The organism is Micromonospora sp. WMMD980 (assembly GCF_029626035.1).
Lineage (GTDB): Bacteria > Actinomycetota > Actinomycetes > Mycobacteriales > Micromonosporaceae > Micromonospora.
On sequence record NZ_JARUBE010000003.1, the window covers coordinates 554,310 to 573,838 of the forward strand.

General features: G+C 75.0%; 16 protein-coding genes. 10 read left to right on the plus strand and 6 right to left on the minus strand.

Features of this window, described 5'->3' with window-relative positions; all coding sequences use genetic code 11:
- Positions 1–25 precede the first annotated feature (25 nt).
- Entirely contained in the window at positions 26–1,285 is a 1,260-nt protein-coding gene (locus O7618_RS03135) for a M48 family metallopeptidase (RefSeq protein WP_278104433.1), read from the plus strand.
- Positions 1,282–2,406, plus strand: a complete 1,125-nt coding sequence (locus O7618_RS03140) for a glycosyltransferase family 4 protein (RefSeq protein ID WP_278104434.1) — start codon at positions 1,282–1,284, stop codon at positions 2,404–2,406. Before O7618_RS03135 ends, O7618_RS03140 begins: the two co-directional genes overlap by 4 nt.
- A 176-nt stretch (positions 2,407–2,582) precedes the next feature.
- Here O7618_RS03140 and O7618_RS03145 read toward each other — a convergent pair whose 3' ends face one another.
- Complete coding sequence (locus O7618_RS03145) at positions 2,583–4,706, minus strand: MMPL family transporter (RefSeq protein ID WP_278104435.1); 2,124 nt, start codon at positions 4,704–4,706, stop codon at positions 2,583–2,585.
- A 151-nt stretch (positions 4,707–4,857) separates the two neighbouring features.
- Between O7618_RS03145 and O7618_RS03150 the strand changes: the two genes are divergently transcribed.
- Together O7618_RS03150 and O7618_RS03155 are read left to right on the plus strand one after the other, a co-directional pair.
- Entirely contained in the window at positions 4,858–6,162 is a 1,305-nt protein-coding gene (locus O7618_RS03150) for a histidine kinase (protein ID WP_278104436.1), read from the plus strand.
- Positions 6,114–6,782, plus strand: a complete 669-nt coding sequence (locus O7618_RS03155) for a response regulator transcription factor (protein WP_278104437.1) — start codon at positions 6,114–6,116, stop codon at positions 6,780–6,782. Before O7618_RS03150 ends, O7618_RS03155 begins: the two co-directional genes overlap by 49 nt.
- Before the next feature lie 70 nt (positions 6,783–6,852).
- On the opposite strand, the gene O7618_RS03160 is transcribed toward O7618_RS03155, so the two are convergent.
- The 5 genes from O7618_RS03160 to O7618_RS03180 form a co-directional block, all read right to left on the minus strand.
- Complete coding sequence (locus tag O7618_RS03160; protein WP_278109889.1) at positions 6,853–8,526, minus strand: bifunctional diguanylate cyclase/phosphodiesterase; 1,674 nt, start codon at positions 8,524–8,526, stop codon at positions 6,853–6,855.
- 85 nt (positions 8,527–8,611) lie between these two features.
- The gene (locus O7618_RS03165; RefSeq protein ID WP_278104438.1) at positions 8,612–9,424 is read right to left on the minus strand and encodes an SAM-dependent methyltransferase; all 813 of its coding nucleotides are present in this window, start codon (positions 9,422–9,424) and stop codon (positions 8,612–8,614) included.
- Positions 9,425–9,623: 199 nt separating this feature from the next.
- Complete coding sequence (locus tag O7618_RS03170) at positions 9,624–10,292, minus strand: response regulator transcription factor (protein ID WP_007072219.1); 669 nt, start codon at positions 10,290–10,292, stop codon at positions 9,624–9,626.
- Between the two features lie 7 nt (positions 10,293–10,299).
- Positions 10,300–11,994, minus strand: coding sequence for a GAF domain-containing sensor histidine kinase (locus O7618_RS03175; RefSeq protein WP_278104439.1), 1,695 nt, complete (start codon positions 11,992–11,994; stop codon positions 10,300–10,302).
- A gap of 14 nt (positions 11,995–12,008) precedes the next feature.
- Positions 12,009–13,817: a long-chain fatty acid--CoA ligase gene (locus O7618_RS03180; RefSeq protein ID WP_278104440.1), complete on the minus strand. Its 1,809-nt coding sequence runs from the start codon at positions 13,815–13,817 to the stop codon at positions 12,009–12,011.
- A 97-nt stretch (positions 13,818–13,914) separates the two neighbouring features.
- On the opposite strand from O7618_RS03180, the gene O7618_RS03185 reads away from it, so the two are divergent.
- The 6 genes from O7618_RS03185 to O7618_RS03210 all read left to right on the plus strand — a co-directional run bounded on the left by O7618_RS03185 (position 13,915) and on the right by O7618_RS03210 (position 19,517).
- Positions 13,915–14,370, plus strand: a complete 456-nt coding sequence (locus O7618_RS03185; RefSeq protein WP_278104441.1) for an SRPBCC family protein — start codon at positions 13,915–13,917, stop codon at positions 14,368–14,370.
- Between the two features lie 42 nt (positions 14,371–14,412).
- The gene (locus O7618_RS03190; RefSeq protein WP_278104442.1) at positions 14,413–15,066 is read left to right on the plus strand and encodes a hypothetical protein; all 654 of its coding nucleotides are present in this window, start codon (positions 14,413–14,415) and stop codon (positions 15,064–15,066) included.
- A gap of 73 nt (positions 15,067–15,139) precedes the next feature.
- Complete coding sequence (locus O7618_RS03195; RefSeq protein ID WP_278104443.1) at positions 15,140–16,087, plus strand: ROK family glucokinase; 948 nt, start codon at positions 15,140–15,142, stop codon at positions 16,085–16,087.
- A gap of 1 nt (position 16,088) precedes the next feature.
- Positions 16,089–16,790, plus strand: a complete 702-nt coding sequence (locus tag O7618_RS03200; RefSeq protein ID WP_278104444.1) for an endonuclease/exonuclease/phosphatase family protein — start codon at positions 16,089–16,091, stop codon at positions 16,788–16,790.
- Between the two features lie 496 nt (positions 16,791–17,286).
- A complete protein-coding gene (locus O7618_RS03205) occupies positions 17,287–18,693 on the plus strand; it encodes an NAD(P)-binding domain-containing protein (RefSeq protein ID WP_278104445.1) in 1,407 nt (468 codons plus the stop codon).
- On the plus strand, positions 18,690–19,517 hold the full coding sequence (locus tag O7618_RS03210) for an alpha/beta fold hydrolase (RefSeq protein WP_278104446.1): 828 nt from the start codon (positions 18,690–18,692) through the stop codon (positions 19,515–19,517). Before O7618_RS03205 ends, O7618_RS03210 begins: the two co-directional genes overlap by 4 nt.
- Positions 19,518–19,529 lie beyond the last annotated feature (12 nt).

The following is a 19,529-nucleotide window of genomic DNA, read 5'->3' on the forward strand; positions in this document are numbered from 1 at the left end:
CGGGTCGCGACGGCGGGGTGCGGCGGTGACGCCGCGCGCCTGGGCGTTGCTGACCCTGGCCGCGCTGGCGGTGGCCCTGGTCGTGGCCGTCGCGCTGCTGGTGCCGTGGAGCCGGCCGCCGGCGCCCCGCGCCGACCAGCTCGCCGCGCTGCGCGCGTTCCCGGCCGAGCAGGTGGCCCGCGGCCGGGCCTTCCACGGCGCGTTGCGCCCGGCCGGCTGGTCGGCACTCGCGCTCGGGCTGGTGGTGGCGCTGCTGCTCGGCCTCACCCCGCTGGGCGGGCGCCTGGTCGAGCTGGCCGGCCGGCCGTTCGGCGGGCACTGGATCGCCCAGGCCGTGCTCGGCGGGCTGGGCGTCATGTTCCTCGCCGACCTGCTCACGTTGCCCTTCGCCGCGTGGCGGCGCACCGTCCTGGTGCGCTACGGGCTGAGCACCCAGGGCTGGAGTGGCTGGGTGGTCGACCTGCTCAAGTCGTACGCCGTCAGCGCGGTCCTCGGCGCGTTGGTCCTGCTCGGCTTCTACGCGGTGGTCCGGGTCGCCCCGCGCTGGTGGTGGGCGTTCGGCGCGGCCGGCGCCGCCGCGCTCGTGGTGGTGCTGTCGTTCGTGCTGCCGGTGCTGGTCGAGCCGGTGTTCAACAGGTTCACGCCGATGGAGCCCGGCCCGCTGCGCACCGAGCTGACCGCGATGGCCGCCCGCGACGGCGTCCCGGTCCGCGACGTGCTGGTCGCCGACGCGTCGCGGCGCACCCGGGCGGTCAACGCCTACGTCTCCGGGCTCGGGCCCACCCGGCGGGTGGTGGTCTACGACACCCTGCTGCGCGAGGCCGAGCCGGCGGAGGTGACGAGCGTGGTCGCGCACGAGCTGGGCCACGCCAAGGACCGGGACGTGTGGACCGGCACGCTGATCGGCGCGCTCGGCGCCGCCGCCGCGGTGGTGGCCCTCTATCTGGTCGGTTCCTGGACGCCGCTGCTGCGGCTGGCCGGCGTCGACTCGATCGCCCAACCGCGGGCGTTCCCCCTGCTGATCGCGCTCGTCACGGTGGCCGGTCTGGTCGCCACGCCGGTGCAGGCGCTGGTCTCCCGCCGCGTGGAGGCCCGGGCCGACGCGCACGCGCTGGCGCTCACCGGAGACCCGGTGACCTTCGAGGCGATGCAGCGCCGGCTGGCCGGGGTGAACCTGTCCGACCCCGACCCGCCGCGCTGGGAATACCTGTGGTCGGCGTCCCACCCGTCCACCGTGGAGCGGATGGCCGCCGCTCGCGCCTACGCCAGGGAGTCCGGCCGATGAGCCGCACCTTGTTGATCACGAACGACTTCCCGCCGCGTCCCGGCGGTATCCAGTCGTTCGTGCACAACCTCGCGGTCCGCCAGCCACCCGGCTCGGTGGTGGTCTACGCGTCGAGCTGGCGGGGGGCGGAGAAGTTCGACGCCGACCAACCGTTCGAAGTGGTCCGGGAGCGCACCAAGGTGCTGCTGCCGACCCCGCTGGTCGCCCGCCGGGCGGCCCGGCTGGCCCGGGCCTACGACTGCGACACGGTGTGGTTCGGCGCGGCGGCTCCGCTGGGGTTGCTCGCGCCGGGGCTGCGCCGGCGGGCCGGGATCGGCCGGGCGGTGGCGCTGACCCACGGGCACGAGGTCGGCTGGGCGGCGCTGCCCGGTGCCCGCGCGGCGCTGCGCCGGATCGGCCGGGGCGTGGACGTCACCACCTACCTCGGCGAGTACACCCGCCTCCGGCTGGCGCGGGTGCTGGACGGGCTGACCGAGCTGCGCCGGCTCGCGCCCGGCGTGGACGTGGAGACCTACCACCCGGACGTCGACGGCGAGCGGGTCCGACTGCGGCTCGGGCTCGCCGACCGGCCGGTGGTGGTGTGCGTGTCGCGGCTGGTGCCGCGCAAGGGGCAGGACACGCTGATCCGGGCGTTGCCGGAGATCCGCCGGCGGGTGCCGGACGCGGCGCTGCTGGTGGTCGGCGGCGGGCCCTACCGGGCGACGCTGGAGAAGCTGGCCCGGCAGGCCGGGGTGGAGCGGGACGTGGTCTTCACCGGCTCGGTGCCCTCGGCCGAGCTGCCCGCGCACTACGCGGCCGGCGACGTCTACGCGATGCCCTGCCGCACCCGCAACCGTGGCCTGGACGTGGAGGGCCTCGGCATCGTCTACCTGGAGGCGAGCGCGACCGGCCTGCCGGTGGTGGTCGGCGACTCCGGCGGTGCGCCGGACGCGGTCCACGAGGGCGAGACCGGCTACGTGGTCCAGGGCCGGGACGTCGCCCAGCTCGCCGACCGGGTGTCCACCCTGCTCGCCGACCGGGACCTGGCCCGCCAGTTCGGCGCCGCCGGCCGCGCCTGGGTGGAGCGGGAGTGGCGCTGGGAGACCCAGGCCGAGCGGATGGCCGCGCTGCTCGCCGGCTGACCGGCGCCCGGGCGGTTCCCACCGGCCACCGCCGTCGGGTCTCCGCCCCACCCGCGCGTCGCTCCGCGCCCGGGCACGTCGAGCGCGCCGCCCGCCCGCCCCCGAGCCGCGTCCCGCCCCGAGGACGAGGTCGTGGCACTCCGGGCGGACGGCGCGGGCCCGTCGGCGGCGACGTGTCAAGCGGGGGCCGCTTCCCTCCTCGACGCGGTGGGCGGGGCCTCCTCCCGACGCTCGGCCGGGCGACGCGACAGCCGTCCCGGCCACCAGACACGCACCCCCAGGTCCAGGGTCAGCGCCGGGATCAGCAGGCTGCGCACCAGGAACGTGTCGAGCAGGATGCCGATCGCCACGATCACCCCCATCTGCACCGACGGCACCAGCGGCAGCACCAGCAGGGCGCCGAAGGTGGCCGCCAGCACCACCCCGGCGCTGGTGATCACGCCGCCGGTGACGGTGAGCGCCCGCAACGTCCCGCGCCGGTGCCCGATCGACGCGGTCTCCTCCCGGGCCCGGGTCATCAGGAAGATCGTGTAGTCCACGCCGAGGGCGACCAGGAACAGGAACGCCTGCAACGGCACCCCGACGAACAGCCGCGGATGGCCCAGCGCGTCGAGCAGCAGCCCGGCCGCGCCCATCGCCGCCGCGTACGACAGCACCACGCTCGCCATCAGCAGCAGCGGCGCGACGAGCGCGCGCAGCAGGAGCACCAGGATCACCAGGACCACGGCGAGTACCAGCGGGATCACCACCCGGTTGTCCCGGTCCACGGTGCGTCGCTCGTCGAGCAGCGTCGCGGTGCGCCCGCCGACCAGCGCCCGCGACCCGGGCACCGCGTGCACGGCGGTGCGCAGCCGGCCCACCGTCTCCCGGGCCGCGGCGCTGTCCGGGACAGCGGCGAGCACCGCCGTGACGCGTACCCAACGACCGTCGCCGGACCGCTGCGGGGCGCCCACCTCCGCGACGCCCGGCACCGCGCGGACCGCGCCGCTGACCAGGTCGGCCGTGCCGGCGGCGGCCAGCACCTCGACCGGCGCGGTCGACCCGCCCGGGTAGTGGGCGGAGACCAGCCGCTGGCCGGTGACCGAGCCGACCTCGGTGGTGAACGACTCGTCGTCGGGCAGGCCCAGGGCGAGGTTGCCGATCCCGAGGGTCAGCGCGACCAGGGCGACGGCGGCACCCACCCAGACCGGGCGCGGTCGGCGACCGACCAGGCCGGCGACCCGCCGCCACACGCCGTGGTCGGCCTCACGGTTGCGCTCGTCCGCGCCGGGGCGGTGGCGCGGCACGAACGGCCAGAACAGCCACCGTCCGCACACCACGAGCACCGCCGGCAGCAGCGTGGTCATCGCCAGCAACGCGGCCACGATGCCGACCGCGCCGACCGGCCCCAGGCCGCGGGTGGCGGGCAGGTCCGCCGCGACCAGGCAGAGCAGCCCGAGCGCGACCGTCGCCGCGGAGGCGAAGACCGCGCCGTACGACCGGCGCAGCGCCACCGCCATCGCGGCGTGCCGGTCGGCGTGTCGGCGCAACTCCTCCCGGTAGCGGGCGATGAGCAACAGGGCGTAGTCCACGCCGACGCCGAAGACCAGCACGGTGAGGATGGTCTGGCTCTGGAAGTCCACCGCCAGGCCGGCGTGCCGGGCCAGCAGGTAGACGGTGGCACCGGCGAGTTGGTTGGCGACGCCGACCGCGAGCAGCGGCACCAGCCACAGCACCGGGCTGCGGTAGGTGACGAGCAGGAGCAGGGCGACGGTGACGGCGGTGGCCAGCAGCAACGCGCCGTCCATTCCGTCGAACGCGTCCCAGACGTCGCTCTCGGCGACCGCGTCGCCGGTCAGCGCGGTCCGCAGGCCGGGCGCCGCGTCGGCGAGCCGGTCCTTCATGGCGCGCACCGCGTCGGCGCGCCGCTCCTCGTCGAGGGTGACCGGGAGCGAGAACAGCAGTGCCCGGCCGTCCGCGCTCGGTGCCGGCGGGGAGACCACGCCGCCGTCGGCGTACCCGGCGAAGGCCGCCCGGTCGGCGTCGACCCGGGCCCGGTCGGCGGCGGTCAGGCCGGTGTCGCGGACGTACACGGCGACGGCCAACTGCCGGCGGGACTCGGGGAAGGCGGCCTCGGCCCGCTGCGCGGCGCGGCTGCTCTCGACGCCGGGCGGCAACGCGCCGAGCGTCGAGTTGTCCTGCGTCCCGCCCAGCTTCAACGCGAGCGGCCCGGCGACCGCGAGCAGCACCAGCCAGAGGACGAGGACCGCGTACTTGCCGCGGCGGCCGGCGGGCAGCCGGGCCATTCGGTGCGGGGACATCAGGGTTCCTTCCACTCGTCGCCCGGCGCGGACCGCGGGCCCTGATCCGATCCTTCGGGCCGGTGGGCCGCCGGTCAGGGGTGCCGCCCCGACTCCACGGGTGGTGCCAGCACCACCGGTGGACCGGCGGTGGTGCCGGAGAATGGGGCTCGTGGACGCATCGGTACGCGTACTGCTCCGGACCCGGCTGCGGCCCGCCGCGGTGACCGCCGCCCAGGGGCTGGTGACCGCGCTGCTGTCGCTGACCACGCACGTGGCCCTGTTCGTGCTGTCGCTGGCCGCGCTGCTGCTGATCCCGGCGTTCGGCGTCGGCTTCGCCCTCTTCCCGGTGGTCACCGCCGCGGTCCGGGTCTGCGCCGGGCTGCACCGCCGGCTGGCCGGCTGGGGCGGCGTCGAGATGCCCACGCCCTACCTGCCGGCGCCGGCCGGCGCGCAGTTCGGCACCTGGCGGCGGTTCCGCTGGGTGGTGGGCGACCCGGCGACCTGGCGGGAGCTGGCCTGGCTGCTGCCCGGCGCGGTCACCGGCGCGGTGTGCCTGGCCGCGTTCGTCCTCCCGCTGTACGGCCTGGAGGGGTTGCTCGGCGTGCCGCTGGTGCTGCGTGCCGCCGGCGTCTGGTACGGCTACGGGCCGTTCTGGCCGCTCGACAACCTCGTCGAGGCGGTGCTCTGCGTCCCGTTGGGCGCGCTGCTGCTGGCCGCCGGGGTGGCGGCCGGGCGCTGGCTGGTCTGGCTGCACGTGACGTTCGCCGGGTTCTTCCTGCCCCCGACCCGCGGCGCCGCGCTGGCGCTGCGGGTGCGCCAGCTCACCGTCACCCGGGCCGAGGCGGTGGACGCGCAGGCCGCCGAGCTGCGCCGGATCGAACGGGACCTGCACGACGGGGCACAGGCCCGGCTGGTCGCGCTGAGCATGAGCATCGGGCTGGCCGAGCAACTGGTCCGCGACGACCCGGAGGCGGTCCGCCGGCTGCTCGCCGAGGCTCGGGAGACCAGCGGCCAGGCCCTGGCCGAGCTGCGCGGGCTGGTCCGCGGCATCCACCCGCCGGTGCTCGCCGAGCGCGGCCTCCCCGGCGCGGTACGGGCGCTGGCGCTGGCCGTGCCGCTGCCGGTGGAGGTCACCGTCGACCTGCCCGGCCGAGCCGCCGCCCCGGTCCAGTCGGCCGTCTACTTCGCGGTCGCCGAGGCGCTGGCCAACGTCGGCAAGCACAGCGGCGCGACCCGGGCGTGGGTGGAGCTGCGGCACGCCGACGGACGACTGACCGCCGTGGTCGGTGACGACGGCCGGGGCGGTGCGACGCCGGCGGCCGGCGGCGGGCTGGCCGGGACGGGACGCCGGCTGGCCGCGTTCGATGGGACGATGGCGGTGACCAGTCCGGCCGGTGGACCCACCGTCATCAGCATGGAGCTGCCGTGCGCGTTGTCATCGCCGAGGATCTCGCCCTCCTCCGGGACGGGCTGACCCGGATCCTCGAGGCGTTCGGCTGCCAGGTGGTGGCGGCCGTCGACAACGGACCGTCGGTGCTGCCCGCGCTGGCCACGCACCGGCCGGACGTCGCGGTGATCGACGTACGCCTGCCGCCGACGTTCACCGACGAGGGGTTGCAGGCGGCCGTGCGGGCCCGTGCCGAGCTGCCCGGGCTGCCGGTGCTCGTGCTGTCCCAGCACGTCGAGCAGCTCTACGCCCGGGAGCTGCTCGCCGACCGGCGCGGCGGGGTCGGCTACCTGCTCAAGGACCGGGTGTCGCACGTGGACCAGTTCGTCGACGCGGTGCGCCGGGTCGCGGCCGGCGGCACCGTGATGGACCCGGAGGTGGTGGCCCAGTTGCTTTCCCGCCGCGACGGTGCCGGGCCGCTCGCCGAGCTGACCGCGCGGGAGCGCGAGGTGCTCGGCCTGATGGCCGAGGGCCGGTCGAACGCGGCCGTGGCGGCCCGGCTGTTCGTCACCGAGAAGGCCGTCGACAAGCACATCAACAGCATCTTCAGCAAGCTGCGGATGCCGCCGTCCGGCGACGACAACCGGCGGGTGCTGGCCGTGCTGGCCTACCTCGACGGCGCCGACCCCGGCCGCCCACCGAGCTGACCCCCCGCCCGGCCCCGGGTGTCGAGCGGGGGCCCCGCCTCTACCGGATGCGTTAAGAAGGGGCCCCTCCTTACGCCGCCGGCGCGTGGGTGAGGTGCTGCACCGCCGGGCCGGGGCGGCCGAAGTGCCAGCCCTGCCCGGCGTCGCACCCGATGGCCCGCAGCCGGTCCGCCTGGTGGGCCGTCTCCACCCCCTCGGCGGTGACGGTGAGGTCGAGGGCGTGCGCCAGCGAGACCAGCGAGGCGAGGATCCGCTCGTCGGTACGGGCGCCCGGGTCGCCGGCGGGCGCGCGCAGCCCGGTGACGAACTCACCGGCCACCTTCATCTCGTTGACCGGCAGGTCCCGCAGGTAGGCCAGGTTGCAGTAGCCGGTGCCGAAGTCGTCGATGGCCACCCGGACGCCGAGGTCGCCCAGCACCCGCAGGGCCCGGACCGGTTCGACCACGGTGCTCATCATGGTGCTCTCGGTGATCTCCAGTTGCAGCCGCTCCGGGGCCAGCCCGGTGCGGCCGAGCACGCCCCGCACCTCGGTCACCAGGTCGGCGCGGTGCAGTTGGCGCACGGCCAGGTTGACGCTGACGAACGGGGCGTCCCCGCCCGCCGCCGACCAGGTGCCCGCCTCGCGGCACGCCTCGGCCAGCACCCAGCTGCCGAGCCGGACGATCAGGCCGGTCTCCTCGGCCAGCGGGATGAAGCTGTCCGGCCGGAGCACGCCGAGTTCCGGGTGCCGCCAGCGCACCAGCGCCTCCATGCCGAGCACCCGGCCGTCGCGCAGCGACGTCAGCGGCTGGTAGTCGAGGTAGAACTCGCCCCGGTCCAGCGCGGCCGGGATCGCCGCGGAGAGCGCGTAGCGGGCCAGCTCCCGGCGGTTGCGGTCGGCGTCGAACAGCGACCAGCGGGCCCCGCCGGCGGCCTTGGCCCAGTGCAGCGTGCTGTCCGCCGCGCGCATCAACTCCATCGGCGAGGTGCCGGAGACCGGGCGCTCGACGATGCCGATGCTCGCCGAGACGGTCAGCTCGTGCCCGTCGACGAGCGCCGGCTCGCGTACCGCGTCCAGCGCCGCCTCGGCGACCTTGACCGCGTCGTCGGTGCCGCCGGTGCGCTCGATGAGGATCACGAACTCGTCGCCACCGAGGCGGGCCACCAGGTGCTCGCCGAGCGCCCGGCGCAACCGCTGCGCCACCGCGACCAGCAGCGAGTCGCCGACCTGGTGGCCGAGCGAGTCGTTGACCACCTTGAACCGGTCCAGGTCGAGGAAGCAGCCCCCGACCCGGTCGGCGCCCCGGCCGGGCGTGGTGATCGCGGCGGTCAGCCGCTCGGTGAACAGCGTGCGGTTCGGCAGGTCGGTCAGCGGGTCGTGGGTGGCCTGGTGCTTGAACCGGGCCTCGCTGTCGCGTAGCGCTCGTTCGGCGTGCGCCCGGGCCATCATGGCGGCGCGCCGGATGGACTCCTGTTCGTCGAGCGTACGGTCGCGCAGCGCCCGCGCGTAGCCGGTGGCGACGGTGGCGAGCAGCCGGGCCATCCGGTCCTCGACGTCGTCGACGACCAGGTCGAGGTCGCGGACCAGCCGGAGCTGGATCACCTCGACGGTGCGGCCCAGCCCCTCGGCGGAGGCGATGTGCGACTGCACCAGCTCCGCGCCCACCTGCTGGCCGATCCGCAGGTCGAACGGGTCGGCGCGCAGCGCCTGGGCCAACCGGTCGGTGAGCCGTTGCAGCACCTCCTCCAGTTGGGCCTGGGTCATCGGCAGGTAGCTGGTCCCGGAGACCGCCTTCGCCCACGCCCGGGCGAAGACACCGGGGCGGCGGCCCGTCGGCGCGGCCACGTGCTCAGGCACCGAGCCGCCCGACCCCGCCCATGAAGACCGCCCGTTCGGCGTTCTCCGCCTGGTCGGGGGCGTCCGGCCGCCACTGCGGCACCCACACCACGCCCGGTTCGACCAACTCGAAGCCGGCGAAGAGCGCGGTCAACTCGGCCCGGCCGCGGATGAACAGCTGGCTGTCGGTGCGCCGGTAGACCCGCTCCGCCTCGGCCCGCTCGCCGGTGTGGTCGCGGCCGTCGTCGCTGGCCTGGGAGAGCACCAGGTGGCTGCCGGGCGCCAGCGCCGCGCGCAGGGTCCGCAGGATCTCGTCCGGCCGGTCGGAGTCCGGGACGAAGTGCAGCACCGCCACGATCATCACCGCGATCGGCTCAGTGAAGTCGAGCAGTCGGGTGACGTCCGGATGGCGCAGGATCGCCTCCGGGTGACGCAGGTCCTCCTGGACCACGACGGCACGCTCGTCGCCGGCCAGGATCTCCTGGCTGTGCGCCACGGCCACCGGGTCCACGTCGACGTAGACCACCCGGGACCCCGGGTCGATCCGCTGCGCGATCTCGTGCACGTTGCCCACGGTCGGGATGCCGGAGCCGATGTCCAGGAACTGACGCACCCCGGCGTCGGCCAGGTAGTGCACCGCCCGGCGGAGGAAGGCGCGGTTGGCCTGCGCCATCAGCGGGGCCTCCGGCACCGCCTCCACCATCGCCCGGGCGGCGGCCCGGTCGGCCGCGAAGTTGTGCGACCCGCCCAGGTAGTAGTCGTACATGCGGGCGACGCTCGGGCGCTCGATGTCGATCGTCTCGGGTGCCCAGTCCGGCCGCTGCATGTCCCTACCCCTTGGGTGTCGGCGACTCGCGGCCCCACCGCCGCGCGGATCACCCGGGTATTCTGCCCGCCCGCCGTCGCGGTGCAAAGACCACCGTCGCTACGCGTCCGGCCGCTCACCGTGCGCGGTCGCACCGGCCCCGTGATGTCGGAGAGGCCCGCGTCCGGCGTGCGGACCCGGGCCTCTCCGGCGGTGGACGTCAGAACTTCGGCGCGTCGGGGGCCTCCAGCAGCCCGAGCCGCAGCGCGGTCATCAGCGCCTGGGCCCGGTTGGCCGCGCCCAGCTTCTCGTAGAGCTTGGAGATGTGGGTCTTGGCGGTCGACTCGCTGACGAAGAGCTGCTTGGCGATGCCGGCCACGCTCATGCCGTCGGCGAGCAGCCGCAGCACCTGACCCTCGCGCGGGGAGAGCTGCGGGCCGGACGGGGCCAGCCGGCGCTTCATCGCCTCGGCCAGGTCGGCCGCGGTGAACGCGCTGGGGGAGGAGGCGGCGTGCCGGGCGGCGGCCACCACCTCGTCGGCCGGGGCGGTCTTCGGCACGAACGCGCTGGCCCCCGCCTCCAGGGCGCCGAAGAGCTGGTCGTCACCGGCGTACATGGTGAGCACGACGATGCCCATCGAGGCGCTGGACTTGCGCAGCGCGCGGGTGGCCTCGAGGCCGCTGCCGTCGGGCAGCCGCAGGTCCATGATCACCACGTCGGGCTGGAGCGCGCCGGCCTGGCGCACGCCCTCCGCGGCCGTGGCGGCCTCGCCCACGACCTCGAACTGGCGGTCCCGCTCGAAGGCGTGTCGCAGACCCTTGCGGATCAGGTCGTGGTCGTCGACAAGGAGAACCTTGGTCCGGGTGGCCGGTGTCGGGCTGGTGGTCATCCTCGGGTTACTCCCCTTCTGCTGCTGCGGCGCTGCCGCGCACCTTATCGCGCCGGGGCGACGAGCCGAGTACCACCGCCACGGTTGTGCCGCTGGGTTGCCGCGGCCTGATCTCCAACCGGCCTCGGATACGTTCCGCCCTCTCCGCCATGATCGCAAGACCATAGTGCCCCTCGGGGCGCTGGTCACCGATGCCGTGACCGTCATCCGACACTTCGATCCGGGCGTACGGGGGATCCACCTCACAGGTGACCCAGAGGTTCGACGCGCCGGCGTGCTTACGCGCGTTGGTCACCGCCTCCTGCGCGATGCGCAGCAACTCCGCCTCGGTGGCGGCCGGCAGCCGGGCGGTCGACTCGTCCAGCGACAGGTTCACCCGCAGGCCGCCGGACGCGCCGACGGTGCGGGCGTACTCGGCGATCGCGGCGGCCAGGCCGCCGTGCCGGTCCACCTCGCTGCGCAGCTCGAACAGGCTGAGCCGCAGCTCAGTGATCACCCGGGTGACCTCCTGGCGCAGCGTGCGCAGCGAGTCGGCGGTCTCCTCGGCGTCGTCGTGCACGGTGGCCAGCGCGTTGTCGATGCCGTAACCGACCATGACCAGTTCCTGGGCCACCCCGTCGTGGATCTCCCGGGCCAGCCGCTGCCGCTCCTCGTTGGTGGCCAGCGAGCGCACCTCGTCGAAGAGCAGCGCGGCCTCCAGCCGCAGCGCCGCCGGGCCGGTCAGCGCGGTCACCCGGGACACCACCGGCGGCGGGTACGCGGCGCCGCTGTCCGCCTCGATCACCACCAGGCCGACCGTGCGCACGCCCGCGACGAGCGGCACGATCAGCGCCGACACCTCGCCGGAGTGCTGGGACCGGGCCTGCGAGCGGGCCGAGACGGTCGGCTGCTGGCTGGCCCAGGCGTCGGCGATGGCCGAGTCGGCGTCGAGCGTGGTCTCCCAGTCGACCCGGTCCGCGCCGACCTGGGCGAGCACCACCAGTCGGCCGCCGCCGCTGGCGGAGAGCACCGCGCCGCGGTCGGTCTTCGCCACCACCCGCAGCTCTTCCAGCAGGTGCTCGGAGATGCCGCCCGGGTCCAGGGTGGCGCCGGGCAACTGGCGGGCGACCGTGCGCAACTGGGTCAGCAGCCGGGTCGCCTCGGCGTACGGCTGGGGTTTGCTCTCGCCGCGGACCCGCATCACCCGCTGCAGCGTGCCGGCGGTGTAGAGGCCGAGGCCGGCCAGGATCAGCCACTGCCCGCAGACCGCCAGGTAGCCGACCTGGCCGAGCTGCGGCTCGCCGCCGACCTCGGTGAACGCGGCGCTGGCCAGCAGCGTCGCCGCCGCCACCGCGAGCAGCGCCGCGCCCTCGCGGAACCGGCGGCGGAGCGCGGTCACGGTGACCGGCACCGCGAGGTACGGCAGCACGGCGGAGGCACCCCGCCCGTCGGTGACGCCGGCGAGCTGGGCGGCGGCGGCGACCTGGCTGGCCGCCAGCCCGAGCACCACCACCTCGGCGAGCCGGCTGATCGGGGCAAGCAGTCGGTGCTGCGGGGCGAGCACGGCGGGCAGCCCGGCGAGGCCGAGCAGGGCGATCCACCAGAGCTGGGCGGGGTCGCGGGTGGCGAACAGGGTCAGGGCGGCGACCAGCGCGAGGAGGACCGCGCGGGCGCCGACCGCGAGGAGCTGCGTCTGCGGCTGTCCGGATGTGGAGGCGGGCACCTGACGGATGGTAGTCAGCGCTGGTAGATCTCCGCGATCTCCGTGGCGTACGTCTTGTGCACGACCTGTCGCTTGACCTTCAGCGACGGGGTCAGCTCGCCGGTCGCCTCGGTGAAGTCCTGCGGCAGGATCCGGAACACCTTGATCGCCTCGGCCTTGGAGACGGACAGGTTGGCCTGGTCGACCGCGGCCTGCACCTCGGCCCGCAGCGCCTCGTCGTCGCGCAGCTCGGCGGCGGTGGTGGTCTCCGGGCGGCCCTGCCCGGCGAGCCACTTCGGCAGCGCCTCCTCGTCGAGGGTGACGAGCGCCGCGATGAACGGCTGGCGGTCGCCGACGACGACGCACTGGCTGACCAGCGGGTGCGCCCGGACCTGGTCCTCCAGCACCGCCGGGGCGACGTTCTTGCCGCCGGCGGTCACGATGATCTCCTTCTTCCGGCCGGTGATGCTAAGGTAGCCGTCCTCGTCGAGCTGGCCCAGGTCGCCGGTGCGGAACCAGCCGTCGCTGGTGAGCGCCTCGGCGGTGGCCTCCTCGTTGTGCCAGTAGCCCTGGAAGACGATGTCCCCGGCGATCAGCACCTCGCCGTCGTCCTCGATCCGGACGGTGACGCCGGGAAGCGGACGGCCGACCGTGCCGATCCGGGTGCCGGTGGGCAGGTTCGCGGCGGCGGCCGGCGAGGTCTCGGTGAGGCCGTACCCCTCGCAGATGGTCACCCCGACGCCGCGGAAGAAGTGCCCCAGCCGGGCGCCGAGCGGCGCGCCGCCGGAGATGGCGTCGCGGCACCGGCCGCCCATCGCCGCACGCAGCTTGCCGTAGACCAGCTGGTCGAAGAGGGCGTGCTGGGCGCGCAGCGCCAGGCCCGGGCCGCCGGGGGTCTCCCGGGCCTCGCTCCAGGCGATGGCGACCTTCTCCGCCCGGTCGAAGATCCTGCCCTTGCCGTCCGCCTCGGCCTTCTGCCGAGAGCCGTTGTAGACCTTCTCGAAGACCCGGGGTACGGAGAGCACGAACGTCGGCTTGAAGTCCTGCAGCTCGCCGACCAGGTTGCTGGTGTCCGCGCAGTGCGCCATGGTGGCCCGGGCCTGCACCACACCGACCTGGATGAGCCGGGCGAACGCGTGTGCCAGCGGGAGGAAGAGCAGCGTGGAGGCGCTCTCGCGGAACAGGTTCGGCAGCACCGGCACCGCGTTGGCGATGTCGGCGTAGATGTTGCGGTGGGTCAGCACGCAGCCCTTCGGCCGGCCGGTGGTGCCGCTGGTGTAGATGATTGTGGCGACGTCGTCGGCCGTGAGCATCGAGCGGCGCGCCTCGACCTCGGCCGGGTCCACCGACGTGCCGGCGGCGACCAGCTCGGCCACCGCGTCCAGCTCGATCTGCCAGACCTCGCGCAGCTCGGGCAGCCGGTCCCGGACGCCGGCGACAAGTGTCGCGTGGGCGGTGCTCTCCACCACCACGGCGACCGCGCCGGAGTCGCCGAGGATCCAGGCGGCCTGCTCGGCGCTGGAGGTCTCGTAGATCGGCACGGTGACCGCGCCGGCCGCCCAGATCGCGTAGTCGAACAGGGTCCACTCGTAGCGGGTGCGGCTCATCAGCGCGACCCGGTCGCCGGGGGAGACGCCGGCCGCGACCAGGCCCCGGGCCACCGCTACCACCTCGTCGCGGAACTGCCGGCAGGTCACCTCGACCCGGGACGCCGGCCCGGCGTCGCCGGGGATCCGGACGAACTGCACGGTGTCCGGGGCGACCTCGGCGTTGTCCCAGACCGGGTCGGTCAGGTTTGCCGCGTCGCCGACGGTGACGATCGGCGGAACGGAGAACTCGCGCACCTGCACTCCCTCGTGCTCGCACCGGCGGGGGCCGGCCTGGTCGGCTCAGTCGAAACCTACCCGCCCGCCTGGCCGGGCGGCCGGGTAGCCTCCCCCCATGGCGGACTCATCCACCCAGTCGATCATCATCGGCGCGTCACCGGACCGGGTGGCGGCGGTCATCTGCGACTTCCCCCGCTACCCGGAGTGGACCGAGGCGGTGCGGCGGGCCGAGGTGGTCGAGGAGTACGAGGACGGCTACGCCAGCCAGGTCCGGTTCACGCTCGACGCGGGCGTGCTGGCCGACGAGTACGTGCTCGCCTACGAGTACGCCGAGGACATCTCCCGCATCGAGTGGCACCTGGTCGCGCCCTCGCGGATGCAGCGGTCCCAGCGCGGGTCGTACGACCTGGTGGGTAACCCGGACGGGACCACCACGGTGACCTACACGCTCGAGGTGGAGCTGTCGGTGGGGATGCTCGGCATGTTCCGCCGCAAGGCCGAGAAAATGATCATGGATGCGGCGTTGAAGCAGCTCAAGCGCCGGGTAGAAACACCCGGTGCGGCAGACTGATCCCGATCGCCGTCCCGGTCGTCACGCTTGAGGAGCCGAACCATGGGCACCACCGATCCGGGTTCGGCCCGGGAAGAGGCCGAGCGCCTCGTCGTCACGTTGCTGGCCACCGCGCGGCTCGCCGCCGCCTCGTCCCGGACGGGTGGGGGCCCGCTCGGTGGGATCCTCTCGGGTGTCCTCGGTCACAGCACGGGCGGCGCCGGCACCGGTTTCGCCACCGGCTCGCCGGAATGCTGCGTGTGTCCGCTCTGCCGCGGGATCGCGGCGTTGCGTGATCCGAGTCCGGAATTCGCCGAGCGGCTCGCCACCGGCGCCGGCGACCTCGCAGCCGGTGTGGCCAGCATGTTGCGCGCGTTCGCGCCGCCCGCGCCCGGCGCACCGGCCGGGTCGGCCCGGTCGTCGGAGCCGACCGCGCCGGGAAGTCCGGCGGGTGCCACGTCGGCCGGCTCGTCGGACCACGTGTGGCGCGAGGCGACCCGCACCGGGCATGATTCTCAGCCGGTACCCGAGCAGGACGTGTGGTCCGCCGCCACCCGGGGGGAGGGCGCGGCCGATCCGGGTGCCTCGGAACCGCCCGTCGACGCCGCCGGGCCGGACGCGCCGGCGGCGAGCCGGCCGCCGGCCGGCAGTCCAGTGGTGCCCGCCTCGCGGGCGCCCGGCGAGGCGGGCGCGGACGCACCAGGCGACGGGGCCTGACCACCGGACATCCCGGGATCGCACGGCCGGTTCGGCCGGTGCCGGGGGAGCACAGCAGAGGGGAGTGGCAGCGGTGACGCTGACCATCGGAGTCGACGTCGGTGGCACGAAGGTGGCCGGCGGTGTCGTGGACGACACCGGCGCGGTACTCGTGCAGACGCGCCGAGACACCCCCGCCGACGACGTGGCCAAGACCCGCGACGTCATCATCGAGGTGGTCACCGAGCTGTCCACCGGGCGTACCGTCGAGGCCGTCGGCATCGGCGCGGCCGGCTGGATCGACGCCTCCCGCTCCACCGTGCTCTTCGCCCCCAACCTGGCCTGGCGGGACGAGCCGTTGCGCGAGTACGTGAGCAACGCCACCGGTCTGCCGGTGATCGTGGAGAACGACGGGAACGTGGCCGCCTGGGCGGAGTTCCGTTACGGCGCGGCCCGCGACGCCGACGACTCGATGGTCATGTTCACCATCGGCACCGGCGTCGGCGGCGGCATCGTGCTCGGCGGCGAACTGGTCCGCGGCGCCAACGGCATCGCCGCCGAGCTGGGGCACATGCTCACCGTGCCGGACGGCCACCAATGCGGTTGCGGACGGCTCGGCTGCATCGAGCAGTACGCCAGTGGCAGCGCGCTGGTCCGCTTCGCCCGCGCCGCCGCCCGCCAGGAACCGCACCGGGCCACCGCCCTGCTGGAGTTGGCCGACGGCGAGGCCGAGGCGATCACCGGTCCGATGGTGACCGCCGCGGCCAAGGGCGGCGACCCGGTCTCCACCGAGGCGTTCGCCCAGGTCGGCCGCTGGCTGGGCACCAGCCTCGCCGACATGGCGCAGATCCTCGACCCGCAGGTGCTGGTGGTCGGCGGCGGCGTGATCGACGCCGGCGACCTGCTGCTCGGCCCGACCCGGCGGTCGTTCACCGACGCGCTGGCCCAGCGCAGCCGCCTGCCCGTCGCCGAGGTGCGCCCGGCCGAGCTGGGCAACACCGCCGGCGTGATCGGCGCCGCCGACCTGGCCCGGCGGATCTGACGTGCCGGGCCCGGGGGTGCCGCTGCGGGTGCTGTCGTACAACGTCCACTCGCAGCGCGACGACACGGCCGCGCTGGCCGAGGTGGTCCGGGAGGCCGCGCCGGACGTGGTGATCGTGCAGGAGGGGCCGCGCCGGTTCCGGTGGCGGCAGAAGTGCGCCACGCTCGCCGACTCGTTCGGCCTGGTGATCGCCGCCGGCGGCCTGCCGTCGCTGGGCAACCTGTTGCTGACCAGCCTGCGGGTGCGGGTCACCGACACCCGGTGCGCGCGCTACCCGCTCACCCCGGGGCGGCACCTGCGTGGCGCCGCCTACGCGCGCTGCCGGGTGGGCGGCGTCGACTTCCTGCTCGCCGGTTCGCACCTGTCCACGGACCCGGCGGAGCGGCCGGCCCAGGCGGCGGCGTTCAAGCGGGAGTTGGCCGCGTCCGCGCTGCCGGTGGTGGCCGGCGCGGACCTCAACGAGGGGCCGGACGGGCCGGCCTGGCGGACCGTGGCCGAGGGGCTGACCGACACGGCGGTCGCCGCCGACCGGGCCGACCGGCACACGTTCTCCTGCGCCGACCCGCGACGGCGCATCGACGCGCTCTTCGTCGACCCGCGGATCACCGTGGTCGACTACGACGTGGTCGACACGCCGCGGACCCGCCGGGCCAGCGACCACTTCCCGATCCTGGTCGACCTGCTGCTGCCGGCCGCCGGCTGACCGCACCCCCGGCCACCACGGCTCGCGCCGGCCGGACGGGCGGCGGCGCCGGCCGTCCCCGACGACGCGGCACGGGCGTGCGGCGCCGGCGAGCGTCGCGGGCGGCGCGGGCCACATGCGTGCGAGGCCGGAGGCGACGTCGAACGCCGTTACCCAGCGTGATTAATCGTCGGGCGGAAGGTGCCGCCCGGCGGCGCCTTTGCTCTGCAGCCATTTGCGCAGCAGCCACCCTTCGTGATTACTGCGGCGATGCGCGAACCGCCGGTCCGCACGGGATTGCCCAGCTCGCGGCCGTGCTGCGTCGATGGGTGCAGAGCAAAGGCGCGCACGAGGCACGCCCACCGCGCGGCCTCGCCCTCACGCTGGGTGAAACATCAGCGGTGACCGGGCGTCACGCCGCAGGCGAAGGCCGGTCGGGATGGCTGGACAACGGCGGGCATTCTCGGCAGGATTTCGCACCGACCGGCACGCGTGCCGCACAAAAGGAGACTTCCCGGTGCCCTCCTCCACCGATCTCGGCCGCCCCGATCCGGACGCCACGGCCGCCCCCAGCCGGGACGACCGGCCGGTCTCCGACCGGGGCGACACGGTCTGCGTCATCGGCGCCGGCGCCAGCGGGCTGACCGCGGTGAAGAACCTGCGCGAGGCCGGCTTCGGCGTCGACTGCTACGAGCGGGAGACCGGCGTCGGCGGGGCGTGGAACTGGCGGCACGACCGCAGCCCGGTGTACGCCAGCACCCACCTCATCTCGTCCCGGCCGTTCACCCAGTTCCCGGACTTCCCGATGCCCGACGACTGGTCGGACTACCCGCACCACAGCCAGTTGCTCTCCTACTTCGAGCGCTACGCCGACCACTTCGACCTGCGCCAGCACGTCTGGTTCGGCACCGAGGTGGTCCGGGTCGAGCCGGTCGAGGGCGACCGGTGGGACGTGACCACCCGCAGCACCGGCGGCTACGGCCCGGAACGCACCTCCCGGTACGCGGCCGTGGTGCTGGCCAACGGCCACAACTGGTCGCCGAAGCTGCCCCGGTACGAGGGACTGGCGGAGTTCCGCGGCGAGGTGATGCACGCCTCGTCCTACAAGGACCCGGCCCAGTTGCGTGGCAAGCGGGTGCTGGTGGTCGGCGCCGGCAACACCGGCTGCGACATCGCGGTGGAGGCGGCCCAGCAGGCGTCGCACTGCTGGCACTCCACCCGGCGCGGCTACTGGTACGCCCCGAAGTACGTCCTCGGCCGCCCGGCGGACCAGGTCAACGACACGCTGCTGGCGCTGCGGGTGCCGCTGCGGATGCGGCAGTGGCTCTACCACTGGACGCTGCGGCTGACCGTCGGCGACCTGACCCGGTTCGGCCTGCCCAAGCCCGACCACCGGGTCTACGAGACGCACCCGATCGCCAACAGCCAGCTCGTCTACTACGTCGGGCACGGCGAGATCACCCCGGTACCGGACGTCGCCCGGTTCCACGACCGCGCCGTCGAGCTGACCGACGGCCGTCGGATCGACCCGGAACTGGTCGTCTTCGCCACCGGATACCTGCCGCGCTTCGAGTTCATGCAGGGCCGGGTGCTCGGCGACGAGGACGGCTCCGGCAAGCCCCGGCTGTGGCTTAACGCGTTCAGCGCCGGTCGTCCCACGCTTGCGGTGGTCGGCCTGGTCCAGCCGGACTCCGGCATCTTCACCATCTCGCACTGGCAGAGCGTGCTCTTCACCCGGCTCCTCACGCTGCGCGCCACCGGGCCGGAGCGGGTGGCCGCGTTCGACCGCCGGGTCCGCGCCGGCCTCGGCGAGCGGTACTCGGCCAAGGTCAAGGACAGCACCCGGCACTGGTTCGAGGTCGGGCACGCCGACTACCTGCGCGCGCTGGAGAAGGCGCTGCACGAGCTGGAGGGATCCAAATGAGCACCACCGGGCGGGTGCGGGTGGTCCGGGGCTGGGAGTGGGCCCGGCCGGAGCGGCCGGTGCGCCGCGAGGTGCTGGCCGCGGTGCCCGAGCAGGAGGAGGCCAAGCCGCCGCTGCTGTTCGTGCCCGGCTTCGGGCACGGCGCGTGGGCGTTCGCCGAGCACTGGCTGGGCCACGCCGCCGGTCGCGGTTTCCCGGCGTACGCGGTGAGCCTGCGCGGGCACGGCGGCAGCGAGCCGGCGCCGGAGGCGACGCTGCGGGCGTACACCCATGACGTGGTGCAGGTGGCGGCGAGCCTGCCGCGGCAGGCGGTGCTGGTGGGGCACGGCGCCGGCGCCCGGGTGGTGGCGCACGCGCTGTCCCGCTACCCGGCGCGGGCCGCGGTGCTGGTGGCGCCGGTGCTCGGCGGCTGGGCGACGTTCGGCACGGCGTTGCGTCGCAATCCGGCCGGCACGCTGCCGGCGGTCTTCGGCGCCGGGCTGCGGCTCAACCGGCGGCAACTGTTCAGCCGGGAGCTACCCGAGGCGGACGCCCGCCGGCACGTGGCCCGGCTGGGCCGGGCCGGGCGTCGCGCGCAGTGGCAACTGCTCACCGGCCGGCGGCCGGAGCCGGCGGTGGGCCGGCCCCCGATGCTGGTGCTGGGCAGCCCGGACGACCGCGTCCTGTCGGCGACCGCGCTGACCCGGGCGGCCCGCCGGTACGCCTCGGCCCCGCTGCTCTTCCCCGGAATGGGCCACGACCTGATGCTCGACGCCCGCTGGCGGGAGCCGATCGACGCGATCCTGGACTGGCTGGACAAGGACCCGGCGCCCACCTCGGGGTGAGCGCCGGGGCCG

Bases quoted from the DNA above. Each gene is read 5' to 3' on its own strand.
- O7618_RS03190 (WP_278104442.1), top strand. From the start codon at position 14,413: ATGGGCACCACCGATCCGGGTTCGGCCCGGGAAGAGGCCGAGCGCCTC.
- O7618_RS03160 (WP_278109889.1), bottom strand. From the start codon at position 8,526: ATGACCCAGGCCCAACTGGAGGAGGTGCTGCAACGGCTCACCGACCGG.
- O7618_RS03145 (WP_278104435.1), bottom strand. From the start codon at position 4,706: ATGTCCCCGCACCGAATGGCCCGGCTGCCCGCCGGCCGCCGCGGCAAG.
- O7618_RS03210 (WP_278104446.1), top strand. From the start codon at position 18,690: ATGAGCACCACCGGGCGGGTGCGGGTGGTCCGGGGCTGGGAGTGGGCC.
- O7618_RS03165 (WP_278104438.1), bottom strand. From the start codon at position 9,424: ATGCAGCGGCCGGACTGGGCACCCGAGACGATCGACATCGAGCGCCCG.
- O7618_RS03140 (WP_278104434.1), top strand. From the start codon at position 1,282: ATGAGCCGCACCTTGTTGATCACGAACGACTTCCCGCCGCGTCCCGGC.
- O7618_RS03185 (WP_278104441.1), top strand. From the start codon at position 13,915: ATGGCGGACTCATCCACCCAGTCGATCATCATCGGCGCGTCACCGGAC.
- O7618_RS03170 (WP_007072219.1), bottom strand. From the start codon at position 10,292: ATGACCACCAGCCCGACACCGGCCACCCGGACCAAGGTTCTCCTTGTC.